Genomic DNA, 21,641 nt, shown 5'->3' on the forward strand with positions numbered 1-21,641 from the left:
GGTGGCCGGCTGCGGTGTGGTCAGCCGGTGGTGGCTCGGTCGTCCGGCAACGCCGCGAACGCCTTCTTGGTGTCCTTGTACCAGCCCATGCCCTTGATCGGGTGCTTCCAGCGGCCCTTCATCGCGTCGAGCGCGGGCTGGTGCGCAGTGTCGCCAGCGGCCACCGCGTCGCGGAGGTGCCGGTCTTGTGCCTTGATCACCTCGTCGGCGCTCTCGCCGCTCAGCCGGAGGTCGCAGGCGCCGCCGAGCTGCGCGCACGTCATCGTCCTCATCTCACTTCACCTCGTCGATGCGGATCGTGTTGCCGGACGGGTCGCGGAACGCGCAGTCGCGCGAGCCCCAGGGCTGGTCGGTCGGCTCCTGCATGACCTCGGCGTCACTGGCCTGGAGCTTGTCGAAGACGGCGTCGAGGTCCTTGGTCGCGAGCGTGAGCATCGCGTAGGTGCCCTTGGCCATCATCTCGGCGATCATCCGGCGCTCGTCGTCGGTGACCCCCGGGTCGGCGCCCGGCGGGAAGAGCACGAGGTTGACGTCGGGCTGACCGGGCGGCCCCACGGTGAGCCAGTGCTTGCCGTCGTAGCCGACGTCGTTGCGCAGCTCGAAGCCGAGGGTGTCGCAGTAGAAGGCGACCGCGGCGTCGCGATCGTCGTGCGGCAGGAACGCGTTGAAGATCTTGAGGTCCATGCGCAGAACGCTAGGAGGCGCCGGCCGTGCGTGCTTCTCGATTCCTGATCGATCCGGGCTGCGCCTGCCGATCGCGGACCGGACGGGTGACCTGCTTGACCACGCACGACGGGATGCCGGCGACCGCGTCGGCCGCCTGCTGGCGGTAGACGCTGGGCGGCACGCCGACCAGCTCGGTGAAGCGGGTGCTGAAGGTGCCGAGCGACTGGCACCCGACCGCGAAGCACACCTCGGTGACGGTGAGGTCGCCCGCGCGCAGCAGCGCCATCGCGCGCTCGATCCGGCGCGTCATCAGGTACGCGTACGGCGACTCGCCGTACGCCTTCTTGAACTCGCGGCTCAGGTGCCCCGCCGACACGTGCACCCCGTGCGCGAGCGCCTCGACGTCCAGCGGCTCCGCGTAGTCGCGGTCGATGCGGTCCTTGACACGGCGCAGCATCCTCAGGTCGCGCAGCCGCTGCTCCTCCGCCGGGCTCGTCACGCCCCGCATCGTGCCACGCGCCGCAACCCGCTGACCCGGGTCCGCTCCGCAGCGCTGGGTCGTATCTGCGTCGGGGGTCCGTGCTCCTCGAGGAGCAACGCACGACCGACCAGCCACCGGCCCGGGAAGGAGCACCGCCATGTGGGACACCGTCCAGGTCAGCAACACGCACCTGTCACACGACCTGCCGTGCCCGCGGTGCGGTCACGCCGTGCACACCTTCCTGGCGTGCGGCGACGACTGCGCGTGCGAGCCGGTCGTGATGCCGGGCTCGGTGCGGCTCGCCGCCTGAGCGTCGAGGGGCTCAGTCCTCGAACGCCGCCAGCCACTTCGCTAGCAGGCGCTCCAGGTCCTGGGCCTCGCGCGCCGAGAGGGTCGCCATCAGCCGGTGCTCGTTGGCCATGTGCGCGCTGAACGCGTCGTCGATGACCCGCTTGCCCGCATCGGTCAGGGCGATCACCCGGCCGCGGTGGTCGTCGTCGCTGATCCGCCGCGACACCAGGCCGGCGGCCTCGAGCCGGTCGATCCGCTTGGTGGCCGCGCCGCTGGTGACCATGGTGTGGCGGGCCAGCTCCCCCGGCGCCAGCTCGTACGGCTCCCCCGCGCGCCGCAGCGCCGCGAGCACGTCGAACTCCCCCTCCCCCAGGCCGAACCTGCGGAACTCGACCTCGAGCTCGTCGCGCAGCCGGTCGGCCAGCCGGTGCAGCCGGCCGTAGACGCCCTGGGGCGCGACGTCGAGGTCGGGGCGCTCGCGCTCCCACTGCGCCTGGATCCGGCCGACGTGGTCCACGGAGGCAATATATCTTCCGAGGAAGGAATAATGTCTTCCATGGAAGAGGTTGGGGTGCCCGTGGAAGCAAAGTGGATCGGCGTCACCGCCGTCGCCCCCGTCGTCTGGGGTGCCAACTACGTCGTCACCAAGCAGCTCCTCCCCGTGGACGCGCCGCTCTGGGGATCGGCGCTGCGGGCGCTGCCGGCGGCCCTCGTGCTGCTCGCCGTCGCCCGCGCGCTCCCCCGGGGCGTGTGGTGGTGGCGCTCGGTCGTGCTCGGGACGCTCAACGTCGGCGCGTTCTTCCTGCTCGTCTACGTCGCGGCGCAGCTGCTGCCCTCCAGCGTCGCCGCCTCCGTCATGGCCATGGCGCCGCTCGCGATGGCCGGCTTCGCGTGGCTGCTCGTCGACGAGCGCCCGAGCACCCGCGTGCTGGGCGGCGCGGTCGCCGGCATCCTCGGCGTGCTGCTCCTCGTGGGCGGCGCGGGCGGCAGGATCGAGCCGGCCGGGGTCGCTGCCTCGGCCGCGGCGCTGCTCATGTCCTCGGCGGGCGCCGTCCTGGCCAAGCGCTGGTCGGACGGCACCCCGCTCGTCGCGCTGACCGCCTGGCAGCTGCTCTTCGGCGGACTCGTGCTCGCGACCGCCGCCGTCGCGGTCGAACGGACGCCGCCCGCGCTCGACGCCGGCACGGCCGCCGGCTTCGCGTTCACCAGCCTGGTCGCGACCGCGATCGCCTACCTGTGCTGGTTCGCCGGGCTGGCCCGGCTCCGGGCCGCGACGGTGGGCGTCATCGGGCTGCTCAACCCGGTGACGGGCGTGCTCCTCGGGGCGCTCGTCGCCCACGAGCGGTTCATGCTCGAGCAGGTGGGCGGCATCGCGCTGGTCCTGGTCGGCGTCCTGGCGACCACCCACTCGCGCACCCGGCGCATCCCTGTCCAGCCCGAGCCCGAGTTGCTACCTTTCCCCAGCCACGCCGACCCCGCGCTCGCCGCAGCCCGCTGCTGAGAGAAGGACCGTGACCGCGACCGCGGAGCTCCAGCGCCGGACGCTCCGCGTGCTCGTGGTCGCGCAGGTCCTCAGTGGGGCCGGGCTCGCGGCCGGCATCACGGTCGGAGCCCTCCTGGCCCAGGACATGCTCGGCACCACCGGGCTGGCCGGCCTCCCCAGCGCGCTCTTCACCGCGGGCAGCGCGCTGTCCGCCGTCGCCGTCGGCCGGATCTCCCAGAGCCGCGGCCGGCGTCCCGGCCTCGCCGCCGGCTACGCCGTGGGAGCGGTGGGCAGCGGAGGCGTTGTCCTGGCCGCCGTGGTCGCCAGCCCGGTGCTGCTGTTCGTGACGCTGTTTCTGTACGGCGCCGGGAGCGCCACCAACCTGCAGGCGAGGTATGCCGGCGCCGACCTCGCCGACTCCAGCCACCGCGCCCGCGCCATCTCCACCGTCCTGGTCGCGACCACGCTCGGCGGGGTCGTCGGGCCACTGCTGGCCGCGCCGACCGGCGACCTCGCGCACCACGTGGGGGTGCCGCACCTGGCCGGACCGTTCCTGCTGTCCGGCGCGGCCTACGGCGCGGCGGCCATCTACCTCGCCCTCAGGCTGCGCCCGGACCCGCTGCTGCACGCCCAGGAGATGGCCGCGGAGGAGGCGGCTGCGCTGGCGGCCACGACCGCGGCGACGCCCGGCCCGGTGCCGCTGAGCGCTCCCGTCGAGGTTGGCCACGGCGTGGCGCTCGGCACGGCCGTCATGGTGCTGACGCAGGTCGTGATGGTCGCGATCATGACGATGACGCCGGTGCACATGCACGACCACGGCCACGGCACGGCCGCTGCCGGTGCCGTGATCGCGGTGCACGTGGCGGCGATGTACCTGCCCTCGCCCCTGACCGGCCGGCTCGTCGACCGGGTCGGTCGCACCCGCATGGCCGTGGCCTCCGGTGTCACCCTGCTCATGGCCGGGCTGCTGGCCGCCGCGGCTCCCGCCGAGTCGGTCGTGGTCCTTGCCGTCGCGCTGGCGCTCCTCGGCCTGGGCTGGAACTTCGGCCTGGTCTCCGGCACTGCGATCATCACCGACGCCGTGCCGCTCGCTACGCGCGCCCGCACCCAGGGCCTGGTCGACGTGTCCATCGCGATCGCCGGGGTGGGTGGCGGGCTCGCGTCGGGGATCGTGGTCGACGTGGCGAGCTACTCCGTGCTGTCGCTGGCCGGCGGCCTGATCGCCCTCGCAGTGGTGCCCGCCATCGCGGCCAGCGCCCGCTTGCGTCCGGTGGGAGCGGCATGAGCACCGCCGCGCTCAGCCCGCCTCCAGCACCGTGAGGTCGCGCACGGCGAACCGGTGGTGCCACCACTCCTCGTTGACCACCGCGCGCAGGCAGCGCCGCACGGCGTAGGTGTCGGCCACCGGGTAGCCGGGCCCGGTCACGCTCGTGCTCCCGGACAGCGCGTCGTCGGTCAGCGTCTCGAAGAGGCCGCGGGCGATGGCCAGCCGCTCCTCGCGCAGGGCGAGGACGTGGTCGAGCGAGGGTCGCGCGGCGGGATCGGCCGCGGGCACGCCGTCGAGCGCGTGCATGTCGTCGTGCGCCAGGTCGAGCTCGTCGTAGGGTGCCGGCTCGTGGAGCACCGCGCGCCGCAGCCACGCGTCGTGGACGAACAGCAGGTGTCGCAGCGTCTCGGTGAACGACCACTCGCCGTCGACGCGCTCGTGCAGCAGCCCGGGCGGGAGGGCGCGGGCCCGCTCGACGGTCGCTGACCACAGGGCCTCGAGCCGGGGCCACAGCTCACGGAAGGCATCGGCGTCGTGGGGCGGGAGCAGCGCGAACTCCGGGTGCCGGCGCACCATCTCGGCGCGCCACAGCGGCATCAGGTCGACGCCGTTGTAGACGATCTCGTCGAAGTCGCCGTCGAGGTCGAGTCGGGTCCCCCAGACCCCACGGAACGTCGCGTCCTCGAGCGCGACATTGCGGAAGACGGCACCGGTGAGGTCGACCTCGTCGAAGACGGATCCGGACAGGTCCTGGGCGCGGAACTCGGGCACGCCCCGAGGATCCCAGCCGGCACCGACAGCCCGCCGCGTACCCCGGAGGCCGGGCATGGCCCGATCGGGCTACTCCCCCGACGGACGATCAGGCCGAATGTCGACGACGAGTCCTCCTCCCCGGCGGTTCTGCACGCGAACGCCCCCCGCGACTGTCACCGTCGACGGGAGAGCTCGGTCGGACGACACGTCGAGCAGGCACGTCGAGCAGGCGCGTCGAGCAGCGGAAGGAGGGGTCGCCATGTGGGACACCGTGCGGACCAACGAGACCCACCTCTCCCACGACATGCCGTGCCCGCGCTGCGGGCACGCACCCCACACGTTCCTGAGCTGCGGCGACGACTGCTCGTGCCGGCCTGTGCTGATGCCGGGCGAGCCGCAGCTCGTCCCCGCCTGACCGGCCTCCACCCGGTCCACCAGGTCCGCGCAGCGGTGCGCCGTCACCCGCGTGGCATGCTGGGCGGACCACCCCGCCACGCCGCGAGCGCCGTGTTGCGTTATCTCACATATGAGTTACCGTGGATCGCATGAGCGAGGGCTACAAGGGTCGGATCGGGAGCATCATCCGCGACGCGCGCAAGCATCGCGGGCTGACCCAGCAGCAGCTGGCCGAGCGGCTGAGCACCAGCCAGAGCGCGATCAACCGGATCGAGAAGGGCCACCAGAACCTCTCGCTCGACATGCTCGCCCGCATCGGCTCGGCGCTCGACTCCGAGATCGTCGCGCTCGGTGCCGGGCCGACCCACCTCCGGGTGACCGGCCCCACGCGACTCTCCGGCTCGATCGACGTGAAGACGTCCAAGAACGCCGGGGTCGCCCTGCTCTGCGCGACGCTGCTCAACCGCGGCCGCACCACGCTGCGCAAGGTGGCCCGCATCGAGGAGGTCAACCGGCTGCTCGAGGTGCTCAACAGCATCGGCGTGCAGACCCGGTGGCTCAACGACGACAACGACCTCGAGATCGTCCCGCCCAAGCAGCTCCAGCTCGACTCGATCGACCAGGCCGCCGCGCGGCGTACCCGCTCGATCATCATGTTCCTCGGCCCGCTGCTGCACCGCGAGGACGTCTTCGAGCTGCCCTACGCCGGCGGCTGCAACCTCGGCACCCGCACGGTCGAGCCGCACATGTACGCCCTACGTCCGTTCGGCCTCGAGGTCAAGGCGACCGACGGCGAGTACCACGCGCAGGTCAACCGCGCGATCGAGCCGCAGGCGCCGATCGTGCTCACCGAGCGCGGCGACACCGTCACCGAGAACGCCCTGATGGCGGCGGCCCTGCACCCCGGTGTCACGGTGATCCGCAACGCCTCCTCCAACTACATGGTCCAGGACCTCTGCTTCTACCTGCAGAAGCTCGGTGTCACGGTCGACGGCATCGGCACCACGACGCTGACGGTGACCGGGCGCGAGGAGATCGACGTCGACGTCGACTACGCCCCCAGCGAGGACCCCATCGAGGCGATGTCGCTGCTCGCCGCCGCGATCGTCACGCAGTCCTCGATCACCATCCGCCGGGTGCCGATCGAGTTCCTCGAGATCGAGCTCGCGACCCTCGGTGAGATGGGCTTCCAGCACACCCGCTCGGAGGAGTACGTCGCCCGCAACGGCCACACCCGGCTGGTCGACATCACCACCCAGCCCTCCGAGCTGCACGCGCCGCTCGACAAGATCCACCCGATGCCGTTCCCCGGCCTCAACATCGACAACCTGCCGTTCTTCGCGGTCATCGCGGCCGTCGCCGAGGGCCAGACCCTGCTGCACGACTGGGTCTACGAGAACCGCGCGATCTACCTCACCGAGCTCAACAAGCTCGGCGGCCAGGTCAAGCTGCTCGACCCCCACCGGGTGATGATCGAGGGCCCCACGCACTTCTCCGGCGCCGAGATCGTGTGCCCGCCGGCGCTGCGGCCCGCGGTCGTGATCCTGCTCGCGATGCTCGCCTCCAAGGGCACGTCCGTGCTGCGCTCGACGTACGTCATCCACCGTGGTTACGAGGACCTCGCCGAGCGCCTCAACGAGCTCGGCGCCAACATCGAGCCGTTCCGGGATATCTGACCTCGGTCCACGCGCTAGGTTCGGGGCATGGACGCAGACGCTGCCCTCGACTGCCCGGTGTGCGGAACGACCATGGACTCACGCCCCTTGGGCGACGGCGAGGTCAGCACCTGCCCCGACGGGCACGGTGTCTTCCTGCGCCGCGCCGACCTGGGCAGCCTCATCGAGGCCGAGCAGGACTGGCACCGCCACGCCGGACAGCACACGATGCCGATGCCGCGCATCACCGCCGACATGCAAGCCCCGCCGAGCGGCCGCGCCCAGTCACGAGCGTGGATCGAGACGCTCTTCACCTGACGGGCGCCATTGGAGCGGTGGGCGCGCAGCGGCCCGGCGCGACGTCGCCGTCCCCGCGGAGACCCGCGCCGCCTGACGCGCCGTGTGACGTCGACCCGTCGTGAACTTCGCGCCGGGTCAACCCCGACACAGCGCAATTGGAGCGTGGGAGCGCAGCGACCCGGTCTTTCCGAGCGGAGCGAGGCGCCCCGCGATCGGCCTCCGGGCCGTGGCGCCTGCGCCGCAGCGAGCGCCAGCGAGCCAGGCGCCGCGAAGCTGGCGCCGCGGATGGGGGGTCGAAGCTCGCGGGGGTGTCAGGTAGCGCAATGGGAGCGGTGGGAGCGAAGCGACCCGGTCTTTCCGAGCGGAGCGAGGCGCCCCGCGATCGGCCCCCGGGCCGTGGCGCCTGCGCCGCAGCGAGCGCCAGCGAGCCAGGCGCCGCGAAGCTGGCGCCACGGACTGGGGGCCGAAGCTCGCGGGGGTATCCAACGAGCGACATACTGCTCTGCGTGACGGCGCCGATGACGGGGTTCGCCTACCTCGACGAGGTGGCGAGCGACCCGGACGGCGTGCTGGCCTTCGCCCACCGCGGCGGCGCCTACCACCCCGAGATCGAGGGCCTCGAGAACACCCTGGCGGCGTTCAAGCACGCCGTCGCGCTCGGCTACGACTACCTCGAGACCGACGTCCACGTGACCGGCGACGGCGTGCTGCTCGCCTTCCACGACGCGGTGCTCGACCGGGTCACCGACGTCGAGGGTGCCATCGCCGACCTCACCTTCGAGGAGGTGCGCAGGGCGCTGGTCGGGGGTCGCGAGCAGGTGCCGACGCTCGCCCAGCTCTTCGACGAGTTCCCGCGGGCGCGGTTCAACGTCGATCTCAAGTCGGAGGGCGCGGTGCCGGCCCTGGCGGCGTTCATCGAGGAGCGCGAGGCCTGGGACCGGGTGCTGGTGGGCTCGTTCAGCCCGCAGCGGCTCGCGGAGTTCCGCCGGCTCACCCAGCACCGGGTGCCGACGTCGGGCACGCCCGTCGAGGTCGCGATCTTCCGCTTCGTGCCGAGCGCGCGGGTCGCGGACTGGCTCACCCGCAGACGGGTCGCCGCCCTCCAGATCCCCCACAAGCGCGGCCGCTGGACCATCGCCAGCTCCGGGCTCGTACGCCGCGCCCACGCGACCGGCAAGCATGTGCACGTGTGGACCGTCGACGACCCCGACGAGATGAGGGCACTCCTCGACCGCGGGGTCGACGGGCTCTTCACCGACCGCACCGACCTGCTCAAGGACGTGCTCACCGAGCGCGGCCTCTGGAGGGAATGAGCGCATGCAGCCACCGACCGGCTTCGCGGACCTCGGCCCGCTGCGTGACCAGGCCGAGCGACAGCGCGAGCAACGGGCGTGGAACTGGTACGACTGGGCGAACTCCGCCTACTACACGACCGTGCTCACGGTGCTGTTCGCGCCGTACATGATCACCGTCGCCGGTCGGGCCGCGGGCTGCGGCGACGACGCCGACGACACCTGCGACAAGACCGTCACGCTCCTCGGCCTCCACCTCGCGGCCGGGTCGCTGCCGTTCTACCTCACCAGCTTCGCCACGATCCTCAGCGCCGTGATCCTGCCGATCGTGGGCGCCTTCGCCGACGCGTCGGCCCACAAGAAGCGGCAGATGGCGGCCTTCGCCTGGGCCGGGTCCTTCTTCGCCGGGCTGCTCTTCTTCATGCAGGGCGACCAGTGGCAGCTGGCCGCGGTGTGCATCGTCCTGAGCAGCGTGCTGGGCGGCTGCTCGCTGGTGAGCTACTACGCGATCCTCTGCGACATCTCGACCGAGGAGGAGCGCGACCGGGTCTCGTCACGGGGGTGGGCGTTCGGCTACCTCGGCGGCGGGCTGCTGCTGCTCATCAACCTGGCGATGGTGCTCGGTCACGACGCGATCGGCCTCGACAAGGAGCTCTCGGTCCGCCTGTCGCTGCTCTCGGCCGCGCTCTGGTGGGCCGGCTTCACCATCATCCCGTTCCGGCGCCTGCACGACCGGCCGCCCGCCGAGGCGGTGCGACGCTCGGGCGGGCTGGTCGAGCGCAGCTTCGGCCAGCTGTTCGCCACCATGAAGGAGCTGCGCCGCTATCCGATGACGCTGACCTTCCTCCTCGCCTACGTCTTCTACAACGACGGCATCCAGACGGTGATCTACGCCGCCTCCACCTACGGCTCCAAGCAGCTGGAGTTCGGCGACTCGGTCCTGATCGCGACGATCCTGCTCATCCAGTTCGTGGCCTTCGGCGGCGCCCTCTTCTTCGGCCGGCTCGCGGCGCGGCACGGCGCCTACCGGGCGATCCTGTGGGGCACCTTCGCGTGGATGGCGATCGTGGTGGTGGCGATGTTCCTGCCGGCCAGGAACGTCGTGCTGTTCCTGGTCGTCGGCATCGCGATCGGGGTGGTCCTGGGCGGCACCCAGGCGCTGTCGCGGTCCTTCTTCAGCCTGCTCATCCCCCGCGGCCGCGAGGGCGAGTACTTCGCGCTCTACAACGCCTTCGAGCGGGGCACGTCGTGGTTCGGCGTGCTCCTGTTCGGGCTGGTCTTCCAGCTCAGCGGCTCCTACCGGCCCGCGATCGTCAGCCTGGTCGTGTTCTTCGTGCTGGGGGCGTTCTTCCTCCTGCGCCTCGACCCCGAGCGCGGCATCCGCGAGGCCGGCAACACCGTGCCGGCGACCATCTGACCCCTCCCTCAGCAATGCGGCCGTGCGGCGCGCCGTACGCCGCGTCCCGCCTCCGCGCGGCGCGACAAGCTAGGCTTGGCGACCGAGCCCGACGTGCCCGCTGACCTGCGCATCTGGGCGGAGGGCGCCGCGAGGAATGGGGGAATCTTCGCGGGCTCGGTACCGTTATCTGCTCGACGGGGTACTTGTCAACGGGGGTCCGCAGCCAACCTTTGGCCGGTTCACACCGTCTCTGACGATGTACGCGGACAAAAAACACGATTTGGAGGTGCCTTCATGGCGGAGCGCACGCTACGCGGAGCGCGGCTGGGAGGCCAGAGTTTCGAGGACGAGCGCGGCATCGAGTTCGCCGCTCGCCAGCAGGTCGGCTACCGCTGCCCGCAGGGCCACGAGTTCGAGATCACGATGTCCATCGAGGCAGAGATCCCGGCGGTGTGGGAGTGCCCGCGGTGCGGCGAGGAGAGCGAGAGCACGGCCGGCATCGAGCGTGAGGTGAAGGCCGAGAAGCCGGTCCGCACCCACTGGGACATGCTGCTCGAGCGTCGTTCGGAGAAGGAGCTCGAGGACATCCTCAAGGAGCGTCTCGAGCTGCTGCGCGGCGGCGAGATCGGCCCCGCGCACCTCCACCGCGCCAACGCGAAGAAGCGCCGCGCCTCGGCCTGAGCCGTCTGCTCAACCGTGTGAGGCCACGCCGCTCGCTCGTTCCTCGCGACCGGCTGCTCACTCAGTCGTCGACCACCTCGCCCCGGATCACCGGCCCGTCAGGGCCGGCGCCGGGGCGTCGTGCTGCTCCGGGCCCCATCACGACCAGCCGGCTCGTGACCAGACCGGTGAGCAGCCGCCGGAAGACCGGCCGCGTGAACGGCAGGATCATCAGCACGCCGAAGGCGTCGGTCACGAAGCCCGGGGCGAGCATGAGCGTGCCGCCGATCAGGATCAGCGCTCCGTCGGCGAGCTCCCGGGCCGGCATCCGGCCGCTGTCGAGCGCCTCGCGCAGGGCCCGCCACGCGCGGGCACCCTCGTGCCGGATCAGCCACGTGCCGAGGATGCTGTCGATGACCAGCAGGAGGATCGTCCACCAGGGGCCGATGGCCTGGCCGACCTGGATGATCACGTAGATCTCGACCAGCGGCATCACCACGAAGAGGACGACGAGCAGCCAGCCGAGGCCCGTACGCCGTCGCGCCATCAGCTGGCTCCGGTCGGTCGGCCCTTGGAGCGCCCGAGCGCCCGGCGCAGCTGGTCGCGGCGCTCGCGCAGCCCCCAGCGGGTGATCCGGCGCAGCGACTCGGTCGCCACGGCGCCGCTCATCTTGGAGTCGCCCCGCTCCCGCTCGACGAACTCGATGGGCACCTCGCGGACGGTGAGCCCGGCCCGCAGGCACCGCGTCACCAGGTCGGTCTGGAAGACGTAGCCCGTGGACTGCACCGAGGCGAGGTCGATCTTCTCCAGCGCGCTGCGGCGGAAGACCCGGAAGCCCGCCGTGGCGTCGCGGATCGAGATGCCGAGCAGCATCCGGACGTAGAGGTTGCCGCCGCGCGACAGCGCCTCGCGCCGCAGCGGCCAGTTGACCACCGACCCGCCGGGGATCCACCGCGAGCCGATCACCAGGTCGGCGTCGAGCAGCGCCTCGAGGAGCCGGTGCAGCTGCTCGGGCTGGTGGGAGCCGTCGGCGTCCATCTCGCCGATGACGTCGTAGCCGGTCTCCAGCGCCCACGCGAACCCCGCGAGGTACGCCGCCCCGAGGCCGCCCTTGCCCGGCCGGTGCAGGACGTGGACGGCGGGGTCGGCGGCGGCGAGCTCGTCGGCGAGCGCGCCCGTGCCGTCGGGAGAGTTGTCGTCGACGACGAGCACGTCGACGGTGGGCTGGGCCGTGCGGAGCCGCCCGATCAGCCACGCGAGGTTGTCCGCCTCGTCGTAGGTCGGGATGACCATGATGACGCGCCCCAGGTCGCTCATGCCCCTCCCCTTCTCGACGGCTCCAGCTCTCGGACCGGCGGAGCTCCCCTGCCCCCGTCCTGTTGTCGGCCCCGACGATACGGGAGCAGGACGAGCAGGACGCCGAGGCCCGTCAGCCCCGCCGCGAGCCGTCCGGTCCAGGGACCGATCCGGGTCGCCGGGGTGAGCCGGCTGGTGAGCCCGAGCCGCTCGACCATCACCGCGCGGGTGCGCTTGTCGGCCGTGGCCAGGACGTGGCCGTCGGGCGCGATGAGGCCCGAGACGCCGTTCGTCGTGGCCACCGCGACCCAGCGGCCCGTCTCCAGCGCCCGCAGCCTGGTGATCGCGAACTGCTGGTCGGTCTGGTCGGTGTGGATGAATGTCGCCTGGCTGCTCTGCACCACGAGCAGCTGGGCGCCGTTGCGGAGCTGGGCGGTGAGGCCGTCGTCGTAGGCGATGTCGAAGCAGATGGCGTCGGCGACCGGGACCCCGTCGACGTCCAGCGGCTCGCGACGCGTGCCGCTGAGCATGTCGCGGCCGACCTCGCGCAGCCGGTCGAAGAAGTTGTACTTCGTGAACACCGACCGGAGGGGGATGTACTCGCCGAACGGCACCGGGTGCCACTTCGTGTACCGGTCGCCGGCGCCGGTCTCGGGGTCCCACACGATGCCCTGGTTGAGCACCTGCTGGTCCTGCCCGTCGACGATGGCACCGACCAGGATCGGCACCCCGATCGCGGAGCTCGCGGCCCGGATGCCGGCGTTGGTCTCGCCGTCGTCGAACGGGTCGACGGCCGTGGAGTTCTCCGGCCAGACCACGAGGTCCGGCGGCGGCGCGTCGCCGGCCTCGACCCGGCGCGCGAGGTCGACCGTGGCGTCGACGGTGTTCTGGGTGACCTGGCGGTAGTCGTAGAGGATGTCGTCGCCGTTGCCGGGGACGTCGCCCTGGACCGCGGCGACCGTGAGCTCGCGATCGGCGGTGACCGTCCAGGGAGCGAGGGCCGGTACGGCGAGCACCGCCACCAGCCCGGCCAGGCAGAGCGCAGCCGCCCGGCGGCCGCCCTCCCCCGCCACCGGTCCCCGCACCAGCCAGGCCAGGAGCGCGCCGAGCAGCGCGAGGAGGAAGCTGACGCCGACCGCCCCGGCGTACGGCAGCGCGTCGGCGACCGGGGTGTCCACGACCCCGAACGCGAGCCGGCCCCACGGCATCCCGCCGAGCGGCCAGCCGCTGCGCCAGACCTCCATGGCCGTCCAGGCCGAGGCGAACCACACCGGCCAGAGCCGGTGCCGCTGCACGATCGCGGAGAGCGCTCCCGCGAACCCGTAGAAGAGCGTCTCCAGCGCCGACAGCGCGAGCCACGCGGGGATGCCGACGGCGCGCATCCAGAAGATGTGGGTGAGGTAGAACGCGGCGCCGAAGCACACACCGACCACGAAGCCGCGGCGCAGCGACTGCCGCAGGGACCACGGGCCGTGCGTGGTCAGCGCGAACCCGGCGACGGCCAGCGGCATCAGCCAGGCGACGGCGACGGGCTCGAAGGCCAACGAGAGCACCAGCCCCGCGCCTGCGGCGAGGAGGGCTCTGGATCGCACCACGACACCAAGTGAAGCAGAAGGGTCGGAGGGGTCCCGCAGCTCTTCGGTCCAGCCCGGTCCGTGACCGGCTGCCACGGTCAGGCTGTTGTCTAGGGGGTGCGGGCCCCTCCGTGCCCTGCTCTCACGGAGAGCCCCAGCTCGGGCATCGGGTCGTCGGGAGATGGCACCTCGCCCTCCAACCCGGTGACCCGAGACCGGAGCTCGTGCCGTGATCTGCACGAGCGGACTGCGGGATACCCAACTCCCCCGAAGCCCTCCCGTCAACACCCCGCTGACCTGCGACGATGCGCGTCTTCGCAGGTCAACGGCCACCCCGTCGGCAGCACCGAGTTCTCAGAATTTCTGGAGGCGCGGCGTGTCGCGCGCAAGCGTGTCGGTACGACCGGACGGGTGGCCCCGGCGGCGTCAGCCCGCGGGCGGCGGAACCACGACGGTGGCCGTCGCGGACGTCGCGAGCAGAGGCTCGTCGAAGGGCCGCGCCGCGCCGGGACGCTCCACGGTCGGCTCGCCCCGGGCCACGACGTGGACGCTCAGGTCCAGCCCGCGCGAGCGGGTGCCGACGCGGGTCAGCGTGCAGGTGATCTCCAGGACGTCGCCGGCGCGGACGGGGGCGTGGAACTGCACGTCGGAGTACGACGCGAGGAGGCCCTCGTCGCCGTCGGTGCGGATGCAGAGCTCGGTCGCGACGTCGCCGAACAGCTTCATCGAGTAGGCGCCGTCGACAAGGTTGCCGGCGTAGTGGGCGTCGGAGAACGGCACGTAGCGGCGGTGCACCACGCTGGTGCCGACCTCGGGGGCGGTCATGCAGCAACCTTCGCAGGCGCGAGCCGGTGCACGAGGAACGACGCGACCTCGCCGGGCGTCGTGCCGCGGCCGAAGACCCGGTCGACGCCGAGCTCGCCGGCCATCGTCTCGTCGAAGCGCGGTCCGCCGACGACGAGCAGCGGGCGCCGTTCGGCGGGATAGGCCTCGCGGAACGCCGCGGACATCTCCCGCGTGTTGAGCAGGTGGGCGTCGCGCTGGGTGATCACCTGCGAGACCAGGACGGCGTCGGCCTTCTCCGCCCGCGCCCGCTCGACGAGCTGCGGCACGGACACCTGGGCGCCGAGGTTGACCACCTTGAGCTCGCGGTAGTACTCCAGCCCCTTCTCGCCGGCGAAGCCCTTGATGTTGAGGATCGCGTCGATGCCGACGGTGTGCGCGTCGGTGCCGATGCACCCGCCGACGACCACGAGCCGGCGCCGCATGCCGCGCTTCACTGCGGCGTTGACCTCCTTCGGCGTCAACAGCGGGTAGTCGCGCTCGACCACCTCGACCTTGCTGGTGTCGACGAGGTGGTTGACGCGGCCGTAGACCACGAAGAACGTGAAGTCGGGCCCCATCGGTTTGCTGTGCACGACCAGGGCGGGGTCCATGCCCATCTTGTTCGCGAGCTGGACGGCGGCCCCCTCCGCGACCTTCGAGTGCGCGACGGGCAGCGTGAAGCTCAGCTGCACCATGCCGTCGCCGGTGGTGTCGCCGTACGGGCGGACGATGGTCATGGTGCGCTCACTCGATCCGTCGCCTCCAGCAGCTCGGACGCGGGGTTGTAGTAGACGCTCGACTTCTTCGCGACGCCGTCGAGGCCGCGGCCGGCGTCGGCCGGGCGGCGCATCAGCCCGAACGTGCCGTCGGCGATGCCTTCCAAGAGACTCTCCTGCGCCAGTCTCTCGAGCAGTCCGACGGCGTCGTCCAGCACCGCGCGAGCGCGCTGCTGGACGAAGCCCCCGGGGCTGGGCCGGAAGTCCTCGTGCAGGTCGCCGGTGGCGTCGAGGACGTAGCGGACGTTCTGGAGGGCGATGTCGCGGTCGGAGAGCCAGGGCGTCACCACGGCCTCGGTCATCATCCCGACGAGCAGGATGCCCTGGCCGGTCAGCGACCCGATGAGGTTGAAGAACCCGTCGAGCAGGTTGCCCCGGAAGACGTCGCCGGTCATGTGCCGGGTGGGCGGCATCCACTTCAGCGGGGCGTCCGGGAACAGCTCGCGGGCCAGCAGCGCGTGCGCGAGCTCGAGCCGGAAGGAGTTCGGCAGGTCGGGGTCGATCTCGAAGGCGTGGCCAAGACCGAGCTGCCAGTCCTCGAGGCCGGCCTCCTTGGCGAAGTACTCGTTGAGCAGCTGGCTGGTCGTCACCGTGTGCGCGGCCTCGACGGCGTCGGCGGTGGTGAGGTAGTTGTCCTCGCCGGTGTTGATGATGATCCCGGCGCGGGCGTGCACCTGCCGGCTGAACCGCTGGTCGACGAAGGTGCGAACCGGGTTGATGTCGCGGAAGAGGATGCCGTACATCGAGTCGTTGAGCATCATGTCGAGCCGCTCGAGCCCGGCCAGGGTCGCGATCTCGGGCATGCAGAGCCCCGAGGCGTAGTTGGTGAGGCGCACGTAGCGGCCGAGCTCGGCACTCGACTCGTCGAGTGCGGCGCGCATCAGGCGGAAGTTCTCCTGGGTGGCGTAGGTGCCGGCGAACCCCTCGCGGGTGGCACCCTCCGGGACGTAGTCGAGCAGGCTCTGCCCGGTCGACCGGATCACCGCGATGACGTCGGCGCCCTCGCGGGCGGCCTGCTGGGCCTGCGGGATGTCCTCCATGATGTCGCCGGTCGCGACGATGAGGTAGATCCACGGCGTGCGCGGGGCGTCACCGTGCTTCTTGATCATCCTCGTCCGCTCGCGCCGGCGCCGGTCGATGCGCTTGAGCCCGGCGCCGACCTGCTTGCGGGCGGCCGCCCGCGCGCGTACGGCGTCGCGGCCCTCCGGCACCCGGAACGTCACCGACCCGGCGCCGGCCTTCTGCGCCAGGGTCGCGAGATCCTCGGCCTCGTGGCGCACGAGGGCGTCCCAGACCGGGAGCGCCACGCCGTGCTCGAGCCCGACGTCCGCACGGACGACGTCGAGCAGCCGGTTGGCCCACGGGATGCCGTCGCCGTCGGCGCCCTGCAGCCCGGCCATGCGGAGGGTCGCGCGCTCCACGCTGACCGTGGTGTGCTGCTTGGCCATCTCGACGATCGGGCGCCCCGCCTTGCGCGCGAGCGTGCGCGCCTTGCGGACGGTTGCCGGGTCGAGGTCGAGCTTGCCCTTCGGCCGGCGGGTCACGAGTGCGCCTCCAGCCGGCGCTCGAACAGCGCGCGCACGCCGGGCTGCTCGCGCAGCAGCTGCATCGCGTAGTCGGCGTGCCCGGGCACGTAGCCGTTGCCGACGAGCATGGTCACGTCGGCAGCCAGCCCCTCGGCTCCGAGGGCCGCCGCGGAGAACGACGTCGCCATCGAGAAGAAGACGACCGTGCCCTGCGCGGAGGTGGTGAGGACCGCCCCGCCCTCGCAGCCCGGCACGTCGACGCAGACCACGGTGACGTCGGCGGTGCTGCCGGCCGCGGCGGTCACGGCGTCACGGAGCGCGACGGGGTCGCGGGCGTCGGCCAGCACGACCTCGTCGGCCAGGCCGGAGTCGCGCAGCAGCTCGGCCTCGCTCTCGACGGGCACGACGCCGACCGTACGCCGCGCGCCGGCCGAGCGGGCCGCGGCGAGGCTCAGCGACCCGGACTTGCCGGCGCCGCCGATCACCGCGACGACCGGCTCGTCGTACTGCGCCACGACCCGGCGGGTGAGGGCCGGCGCGCCGCAGACGTCCATCACCGCGAGGCTGAGGTCGGCCGGGAGGTCCTCGGGGATGCGCGCGGCGATGGAGCGGCCGAAGAGGACCGCGTAGCCGTCGCAGGGCACCTGCTCGGAGCGGCCGTCCCAGCGCGCCAGGGCGTCCTCGATCACCAGCGGCGTCAGCGTGAGCGAGACGAGCGTGGCGACCCGGTCGCCCACAGCCAGGCCCAGCGGGGACTCGGGGCCGACCTCCTCGACGGTGCCGACGAGCATGCCGCCGGACCCGGTCTCGGGGTTCTGCATCTTGCCGCGCTCGGCGACGATCTCGAGCACGGCCCGGCGTACGCCGTCGCCGTCCTCGTGCGTGCGCTCGAGCTGCCGGAAGGACGCCGCGTCGAGGTTGAGGCGCTCGACGCGGATCCGGACCTCGTCGGCCCACAGCTCCTTGCGGGTGTCGAGCCGGCGCGCGGCCTGGGGCAGCACCACCCGGTCGTCCAGCACCCGGTGCAGCCCCGTTGGATCACTGGCGCGCACGAAGTTTCTCCTCAGTAACGTCGACGTCGGCGGGATGATTTGCGGTGTGTCTTTGGACAGGCCGCAGATCGTCCACCTACAGTGGCACAGTGACCATTGAAACGTCCATCGGGCTCGGAACCGGTCAGCCCTACCCCTACCAGCGTGTCGAGCTGGTCGAGCCGGACTGGACCCGGTTCCCGGGGTGGAAGGACGTCACCGCCGAGGAGTGGGCGTCGGTGCAGTGGCAGCGCGCCCACTGCATCAAGAACGTCAAGCAGCTGCGCGAGCTGATGGGCGACCTGCTCGACGAGCGGTTCTACGCCGACCTCGAGCGCGACCAGGCCGAGCGCGCCACGATGTCGATGCTCGTGCCGCCGCAGATGATGAACACGATGGCGCCGCAGGAGCCGCCGGCCGGCCCCGGCTCGCTGACCGACGCGTTCTACGCCGACCCGGTCCGCCACTACATGATCCCGGTGTTCTCAGACCGGCGCACCGACTTCCCCTCGCACCCGCACGCGACCCGTGACTCCCTCCACGAGCACGACATGTGGGCGACCGAGGGCCTCACGCACCGCTATCCCACGAAGGTGCTCGCCGAGCTGCTGCCGACCTGCCCGCAGTACTGCGGCCACTGCACCCGGATGGACCTCGTCGGCAACTCCACGGCGGTCATCGACAAGCTGAAGTTCGTCGGCAAGCCCAACGACCGCCTCGGCGACATGCTCGACTACCTGCGCCGCTCCCCCGGTGTCCGTGACGTCGTCGTCTCGGGCGGCGACGTGGCGAACATGCCGTGGCCCCGGCTCGAGGCGTTCCTGACCGAGCTCCTCGAGATCGAGAACATCCGCGACATCCGCCTCGCGACCAAGGCCCTGATGGCGCTGCCGCAGCACTGGCTGCAGCCGGAGGTCGTCGAGGGCATGACCCGGGTCGGGTCGATCGCGCGGGCCCGCGGCGTCTCGATCGCCGTCCACACCCACGTCAACCACGCCAACTCGGTGACGCCCCTCGTCGCCGAGGCCACCCGCGCGATGCTCGACACCGGCATCCGCGACGTGCGCAACCAGGGCGTGATCCTCAACGGCGTCAACGCCGACCCGCACGCGCTGCTCGACCTGTGCTTCCGGCTGCTCGATGGCGCGCAGATCATGCCCTACTACTTCTACATGTGCGACATGATCCCGTTCTCGGAGCACTGGCGGATCTCGGTCGCCGACGCCCAGCGCCTCCAGCACGCGATCATGGGCTACCTGCCCGGGTTCGCGACGCCGCGGATCGTGTGCGACGTGCCGTTCGTCGGCAAGCGGTGGGTGCACCAGCTCGCGTCCTACGACCTGGAGCGCGGCATCTCGCACTGGACGAAGAACTACCGCACGTCGATCGAGGCCACCGACCCCGAGGCGCTCTCCCGCACCTACGAGTACTACGACCCGATACACACGCTGCCGGCCGACGGCCAGGCCTGGTGGGCCGAGCACGCCTCGCTCGACGAGTCCGCGCTGAAGGCGGCCGAGATGGCCGAGGCCTCGCGGCGTACGGCGGCCCTGCAGGCCCACTGAGACCCACGGCGCGCCGCGGGGCCACACTGTCCGCGTGCCGCTGACCCTGGAGCCGCTGCCCGCCCACGACTACGCCGCCTGGCGCGAGGAGGTCGTCGCTCGCCGGGTGGCACACCCGCGCCTGCGCGGGCTGGGAGCCGACACCGCCGCGGCCCGGGCCTGGGCGGTCGTCGACCGGCTCCTGCCCGTCTCGGGGCCGCCGGCCGGCACCGAGGTCCTCGAGGTCCGCGCCGACGAGGAGTCGCCCCGCCGGGTCGGCACCTTCTTCCTGCTGCCGGCCGGCCCGGACCGCGTCGAGCTCGGTGACCTCGTCCTGGACGACCCCACCGACGCGGCACCGCTGCGCCACCTGCTGGCCGAGCGGCTGGCGCCGCGCGGGATCCGCACCCTCGGCGTCGGGGTGCTCGCCGGCGACCCGGTGCACGAGGCCCTCGCCGCCGACCCCGCCGCGGAGCTGACGGCCACCCAGATGCAGCTCGACCTGGCGTCCGCCCGCCCGGCGACGGCGACGGTCGCGGTGCGGGTCGAGCCGATGGGCGCCGAGGCACTGGCGGCGTACCTCGACGGAGCCGTCGAGGAGTTCGCCGGCGACCTGCTGACGTCGGACTCCTCCCTGTCTCGGAGCGGGCGCTCGCGCGCTCCCGCGAGGTGCACGAGGGTCTGCTCCCGCAGGGGCTCGACACCCCCGGCCACGACTTCCTCGTGGCACTCGCACCGGCGGACGGGCGCCGCGTCGGCTTCGCCTGGCTGTTCCACGAGGAGCGCGCCGGCTTCGTCTACGACGTCGTGGTGGAGGAGACCGAGCGCGGCCGCGGGCTGGGCCGCGCGCTGATGGAGCACGCCGCCGACCATCTGGCGCGCGCGGGGATAGAGGTGGTCGGGCTCAACGTCTTCGGCCACAACCACGTCGCCCGGCGGCTCTACGACTCGCTGGGCTACCGCGTCGTCGACCAGTCGGTGACGCTCCCGCTGGAGGGGCTCATCCCCCGGTGACGGGGCGGTTCTCGTAGTAGGTGGAGAGCACGATCGTGGTGCGGGTCGAGACGTTGGCGGCGGCGCGGATGCGCGCGAGCAGGCCCTCGAGGTCGCTCGGCCGGGCCAGCCGGACCTTCAGGATGTAGGACTCGTCGCCGGCCACGGACCAGCACGACTCGATCTCGGGGATGTCCTCGAGCCGGGCCGGTGAGTCGTCCGGCTCCGACGGGTCGATCGGCCGGATGGAGATGAACGCCGTCAGCGGCAGCCCGATCTCGTCGTGGTTGACCGTCGCGCCGTAGCCGAGGATCAGGCCGCGCTGCTCGAGCCGCTTGACCCGCTGGTGCACCGCCGAGGTCGACAGGCCGGTGGCCTTGCCGAGATCGGTGAAGGACATCCGGCCGTCGCCCGCGAGGAGCTGGAGGATCTGCCGGTCGGTGGCCTCGAGTGTGGACGATGTCACGGCGGGAGCGTAGTCCGATGCTCTGGCAGGATGCAGCCGTGACCAGATCCGGGCCGCGCCTGATGTTGCTCGACTCCGCCTCGATGTACTTCCGGGCCTTCTTCGGCGTCCCGGAGATCACCGCTGACGACGGCACGCCGGTCAACGCCGTGCGCGGCTTCATGGACTTCATCGCGCGGCTGGTCGCGCAGTACGACCCCGACGAGCTCGTCTGCTGCTGGGACAACGACTGGCGGCCGGCGTGGCGCGTCGAGCTGCTGCCGACGTACAAGACCCACCGGGTGGTGGCCGAGGTGGCCACCGGCCCCGACGTCGAGGAGGTGCCCGACCCGCTGGAGGTCCAGGTGCCGATCATCCTCGAGGTGCTCGACGCGTTCGGGATCGCCGTCCGCGGAGCCGACGGCTACGAGGCCGACGACGTCATCGGCACGCTCGCGACGGGTGCAGCCGGGCCGGTCGACGTGGTCACGGGCGACCGCGACCTGTTCCAGGTCGTCGACGACGACGCGTCGGTGCGCGTCCTCTACATCGCCCGGGGCGTGGGCAACCACGAGCGGGTCGACAACGCGTGGGTGCGCGCCAAGTACGGCGTCGACGCGGCTCAGTACGCCGACTTCGCGACCCTGCGCGGCGACGCCTCCGACGGCCTGCCCGGCGTGGCGGGGATCGGCGAGAAGACCGCGGCCACCCTGCTCGGGAGGTTCCGCCACATGGAGGGCATCGTCGCCGCGGCGGAGGACCCCTCGTCCGACCTCGGCCCCGGGCCCCGGGGCAAGATCAAGGCCGCCGCCGACTACCTGCTCGTCGCGCCGAAGGTGGTGGCGGTGGCGCGGGACCTGGAGGTCGACCGCACCGGTCTCGACCGGCCCGTCACCCCCCGCTCGCCCGAGCGGGTGACCGAGCTCGCCCGCCGCTACAACCTCGAGAGCCCGGCGGCCCGCCTGGTGGAGGCGCTGATCCGCTGAGC

Annotated in this window: 25 protein-coding genes; 12 read left to right on the forward strand and 13 right to left on the reverse strand. The window is 72.1% G+C overall.

Annotated elements, in window-relative coordinates; all coding sequences use genetic code 11:
• Positions 1-20 precede the first annotated feature (20 nt).
• From G514_RS0113010 to G514_RS0113020, 3 genes are read right to left on the reverse strand one after another with little or no spacing between them, the layout of a single operon-like run.
• On the reverse strand, positions 21-272 hold the full coding sequence (locus tag G514_RS0113010; protein WP_028652097.1) for a hypothetical protein: 252 nt from the start codon (positions 270-272) through the stop codon (positions 21-23).
• A gap of 1 nt (position 273) precedes the next feature.
• Positions 274-684, reverse strand: coding sequence for a VOC family protein (locus G514_RS0113015; RefSeq protein ID WP_028652098.1), 411 nt, complete (start codon positions 682-684; stop codon positions 274-276).
• A 10-nt stretch (positions 685-694) separates the two neighbouring features.
• Complete coding sequence (locus tag G514_RS0113020; protein WP_028652099.1) at positions 695-1,174, reverse strand: helix-turn-helix transcriptional regulator; 480 nt, start codon at positions 1,172-1,174, stop codon at positions 695-697.
• 130 nt (positions 1,175-1,304) lie between these two features.
• Here G514_RS0113020 and G514_RS30700 point away from each other — a divergent pair, with 130 nt between their 5' ends.
• Positions 1,305-1,457, forward strand: a complete 153-nt coding sequence (locus G514_RS30700; protein ID WP_169576424.1) for a hypothetical protein — start codon at positions 1,305-1,307, stop codon at positions 1,455-1,457.
• Between the two features lie 12 nt (positions 1,458-1,469).
• On the opposite strand, the gene G514_RS0113030 is transcribed toward G514_RS30700, so the two are convergent.
• Complete coding sequence (locus G514_RS0113030) at positions 1,470-1,955, reverse strand: MarR family winged helix-turn-helix transcriptional regulator (protein WP_028652100.1); 486 nt, start codon at positions 1,953-1,955, stop codon at positions 1,470-1,472.
• Between the two features lie 54 nt (positions 1,956-2,009).
• Between G514_RS0113030 and G514_RS26625 the strand changes: the two genes are divergently transcribed.
• Both G514_RS26625 and G514_RS26630 read left to right on the forward strand, forming a co-directional pair.
• Positions 2,010-2,939 carry a DMT family transporter gene (locus G514_RS26625; RefSeq protein ID WP_245582197.1) on the forward strand — a complete coding sequence of 310 codons (930 nt, stop codon included), beginning with the start codon at positions 2,010-2,012 and terminating at the stop codon, positions 2,937-2,939.
• A 10-nt stretch (positions 2,940-2,949) separates the two neighbouring features.
• Positions 2,950-4,206 (forward strand): MFS transporter, encoded by a 1,257-nt coding sequence (locus tag G514_RS26630; RefSeq protein ID WP_036564650.1) that lies wholly within the window; start codon positions 2,950-2,952, stop codon positions 4,204-4,206.
• Positions 4,207-4,218: 12 nt separating this feature from the next.
• Here the strand turns inward: G514_RS26630 and G514_RS0113045 are convergent, their stop codons facing one another.
• A complete protein-coding gene (locus G514_RS0113045; protein ID WP_028652101.1) occupies positions 4,219-4,959 on the reverse strand; it encodes a DinB family protein in 741 nt (246 codons plus the stop codon).
• Between the two features lie 241 nt (positions 4,960-5,200).
• On the opposite strand from G514_RS0113045, the gene G514_RS30705 reads away from it, so the two are divergent.
• The 6 genes from G514_RS30705 (at position 5,201) to G514_RS0113075 (ending at position 10,664) form a co-directional block, all read left to right on the forward strand.
• Positions 5,201-5,356 (forward strand): hypothetical protein, encoded by a 156-nt coding sequence (locus G514_RS30705; RefSeq protein ID WP_169576425.1) that lies wholly within the window; start codon positions 5,201-5,203, stop codon positions 5,354-5,356.
• 130 nt (positions 5,357-5,486) lie between these two features.
• The gene (locus G514_RS0113055) at positions 5,487-7,013 is read left to right on the forward strand and encodes a helix-turn-helix domain-containing protein (protein WP_028652102.1); all 1,527 of its coding nucleotides are present in this window, start codon (positions 5,487-5,489) and stop codon (positions 7,011-7,013) included.
• Positions 7,014-7,040: 27 nt separating this feature from the next.
• Complete coding sequence (locus G514_RS0113060) at positions 7,041-7,310, forward strand: TFIIB-type zinc ribbon-containing protein (RefSeq protein WP_084152081.1); 270 nt, start codon at positions 7,041-7,043, stop codon at positions 7,308-7,310.
• A gap of 488 nt (positions 7,311-7,798) precedes the next feature.
• Entirely contained in the window at positions 7,799-8,605 is an 807-nt protein-coding gene (locus G514_RS0113065; protein WP_245582198.1) for a glycerophosphodiester phosphodiesterase family protein, read from the forward strand.
• Between the two features lie 4 nt (positions 8,606-8,609).
• Positions 8,610-10,001, forward strand: coding sequence for an MFS transporter (locus G514_RS0113070; protein ID WP_028652105.1), 1,392 nt, complete (start codon positions 8,610-8,612; stop codon positions 9,999-10,001).
• A 276-nt stretch (positions 10,002-10,277) separates the two neighbouring features.
• Positions 10,278-10,664, forward strand: a complete 387-nt coding sequence (locus tag G514_RS0113075) for an RNA polymerase-binding protein RbpA (RefSeq protein ID WP_028652106.1) — start codon at positions 10,278-10,280, stop codon at positions 10,662-10,664.
• Between the two features lie 61 nt (positions 10,665-10,725).
• Here the strand turns inward: G514_RS0113075 and G514_RS0113080 are convergent, their stop codons facing one another.
• From G514_RS0113080 to kdd, 7 genes are all read right to left on the reverse strand, one after another.
• Positions 10,726-11,190 (reverse strand): FxsA family protein, encoded by a 465-nt coding sequence (locus G514_RS0113080; RefSeq protein ID WP_036564651.1) that lies wholly within the window; start codon positions 11,188-11,190, stop codon positions 10,726-10,728.
• Positions 11,190-11,960, reverse strand: coding sequence for a polyprenol monophosphomannose synthase (locus G514_RS0113085; protein ID WP_028652108.1), 771 nt, complete (start codon positions 11,958-11,960; stop codon positions 11,190-11,192). The genes G514_RS0113080 and G514_RS0113085 overlap by 1 nt, the downstream gene beginning before the upstream one ends.
• Positions 11,957-13,534 (reverse strand): apolipoprotein N-acyltransferase, encoded by a 1,578-nt coding sequence (gene lnt, locus G514_RS26635; RefSeq protein WP_245582199.1) that lies wholly within the window; start codon positions 13,532-13,534, stop codon positions 11,957-11,959. The genes G514_RS0113085 and lnt overlap by 4 nt, the downstream gene beginning before the upstream one ends.
• A gap of 405 nt (positions 13,535-13,939) precedes the next feature.
• Positions 13,940-14,338 carry a 3-aminobutyryl-CoA ammonia lyase gene (gene kal, locus G514_RS0113095; protein ID WP_028652109.1) on the reverse strand — a complete coding sequence of 133 codons (399 nt, stop codon included), beginning with the start codon at positions 14,336-14,338 and terminating at the stop codon, positions 13,940-13,942.
• Positions 14,335-15,075 (reverse strand): lysine 5,6-aminomutase subunit beta, encoded by a 741-nt coding sequence (kamE, locus tag G514_RS0113100; RefSeq protein WP_028652110.1) that lies wholly within the window; start codon positions 15,073-15,075, stop codon positions 14,335-14,337. The genes kal and kamE overlap by 4 nt, the downstream gene beginning before the upstream one ends.
• A complete protein-coding gene (kamD, locus tag G514_RS0113105) occupies positions 15,072-16,658 on the reverse strand; it encodes a lysine 5,6-aminomutase subunit alpha (RefSeq protein ID WP_028652111.1) in 1,587 nt (528 codons plus the stop codon). The genes kamE and kamD overlap by 4 nt, the downstream gene beginning before the upstream one ends.
• The gene (kdd, locus tag G514_RS0113110) at positions 16,655-17,692 is read right to left on the reverse strand and encodes an L-erythro-3,5-diaminohexanoate dehydrogenase (protein ID WP_036564652.1); all 1,038 of its coding nucleotides are present in this window, start codon (positions 17,690-17,692) and stop codon (positions 16,655-16,657) included. The genes kamD and kdd overlap by 4 nt, the downstream gene beginning before the upstream one ends.
• Before the next feature lie 89 nt (positions 17,693-17,781).
• On the opposite strand from kdd, the gene G514_RS0113115 reads away from it, so the two are divergent.
• On the forward strand, positions 17,782-19,236 hold the full coding sequence (locus G514_RS0113115; protein ID WP_084152082.1) for a KamA family radical SAM protein: 1,455 nt from the start codon (positions 17,782-17,784) through the stop codon (positions 19,234-19,236).
• 702 nt (positions 19,237-19,938) lie between these two features.
• Positions 19,939-20,229, forward strand: coding sequence for a GNAT family N-acetyltransferase (locus G514_RS29895; RefSeq protein ID WP_169576427.1), 291 nt, complete (start codon positions 19,939-19,941; stop codon positions 20,227-20,229).
• Here G514_RS29895 and G514_RS0113130 read toward each other — a convergent pair.
• Complete coding sequence (locus G514_RS0113130) at positions 20,216-20,674, reverse strand: Lrp/AsnC family transcriptional regulator (protein WP_028652116.1); 459 nt, start codon at positions 20,672-20,674, stop codon at positions 20,216-20,218. The two genes, G514_RS29895 and G514_RS0113130, sit on opposite strands and share 14 nt — an antisense overlap.
• Before the next feature lie 62 nt (positions 20,675-20,736).
• On the opposite strand from G514_RS0113130, the gene G514_RS0113135 reads away from it, so the two are divergent.
• Positions 20,737-21,639, forward strand: a complete 903-nt coding sequence (locus G514_RS0113135) for a 5'-3' exonuclease (RefSeq protein ID WP_028652117.1) — start codon at positions 20,737-20,739, stop codon at positions 21,637-21,639.
• The last annotated feature ends 2 nt before the right edge of the window (positions 21,640-21,641 follow it).

It is taken from the genome of Nocardioides halotolerans DSM 19273 (assembly GCF_000422805.1).
Classification (GTDB): domain Bacteria; phylum Actinomycetota; class Actinomycetes; order Propionibacteriales; family Nocardioidaceae; genus Nocardioides; species Nocardioides halotolerans.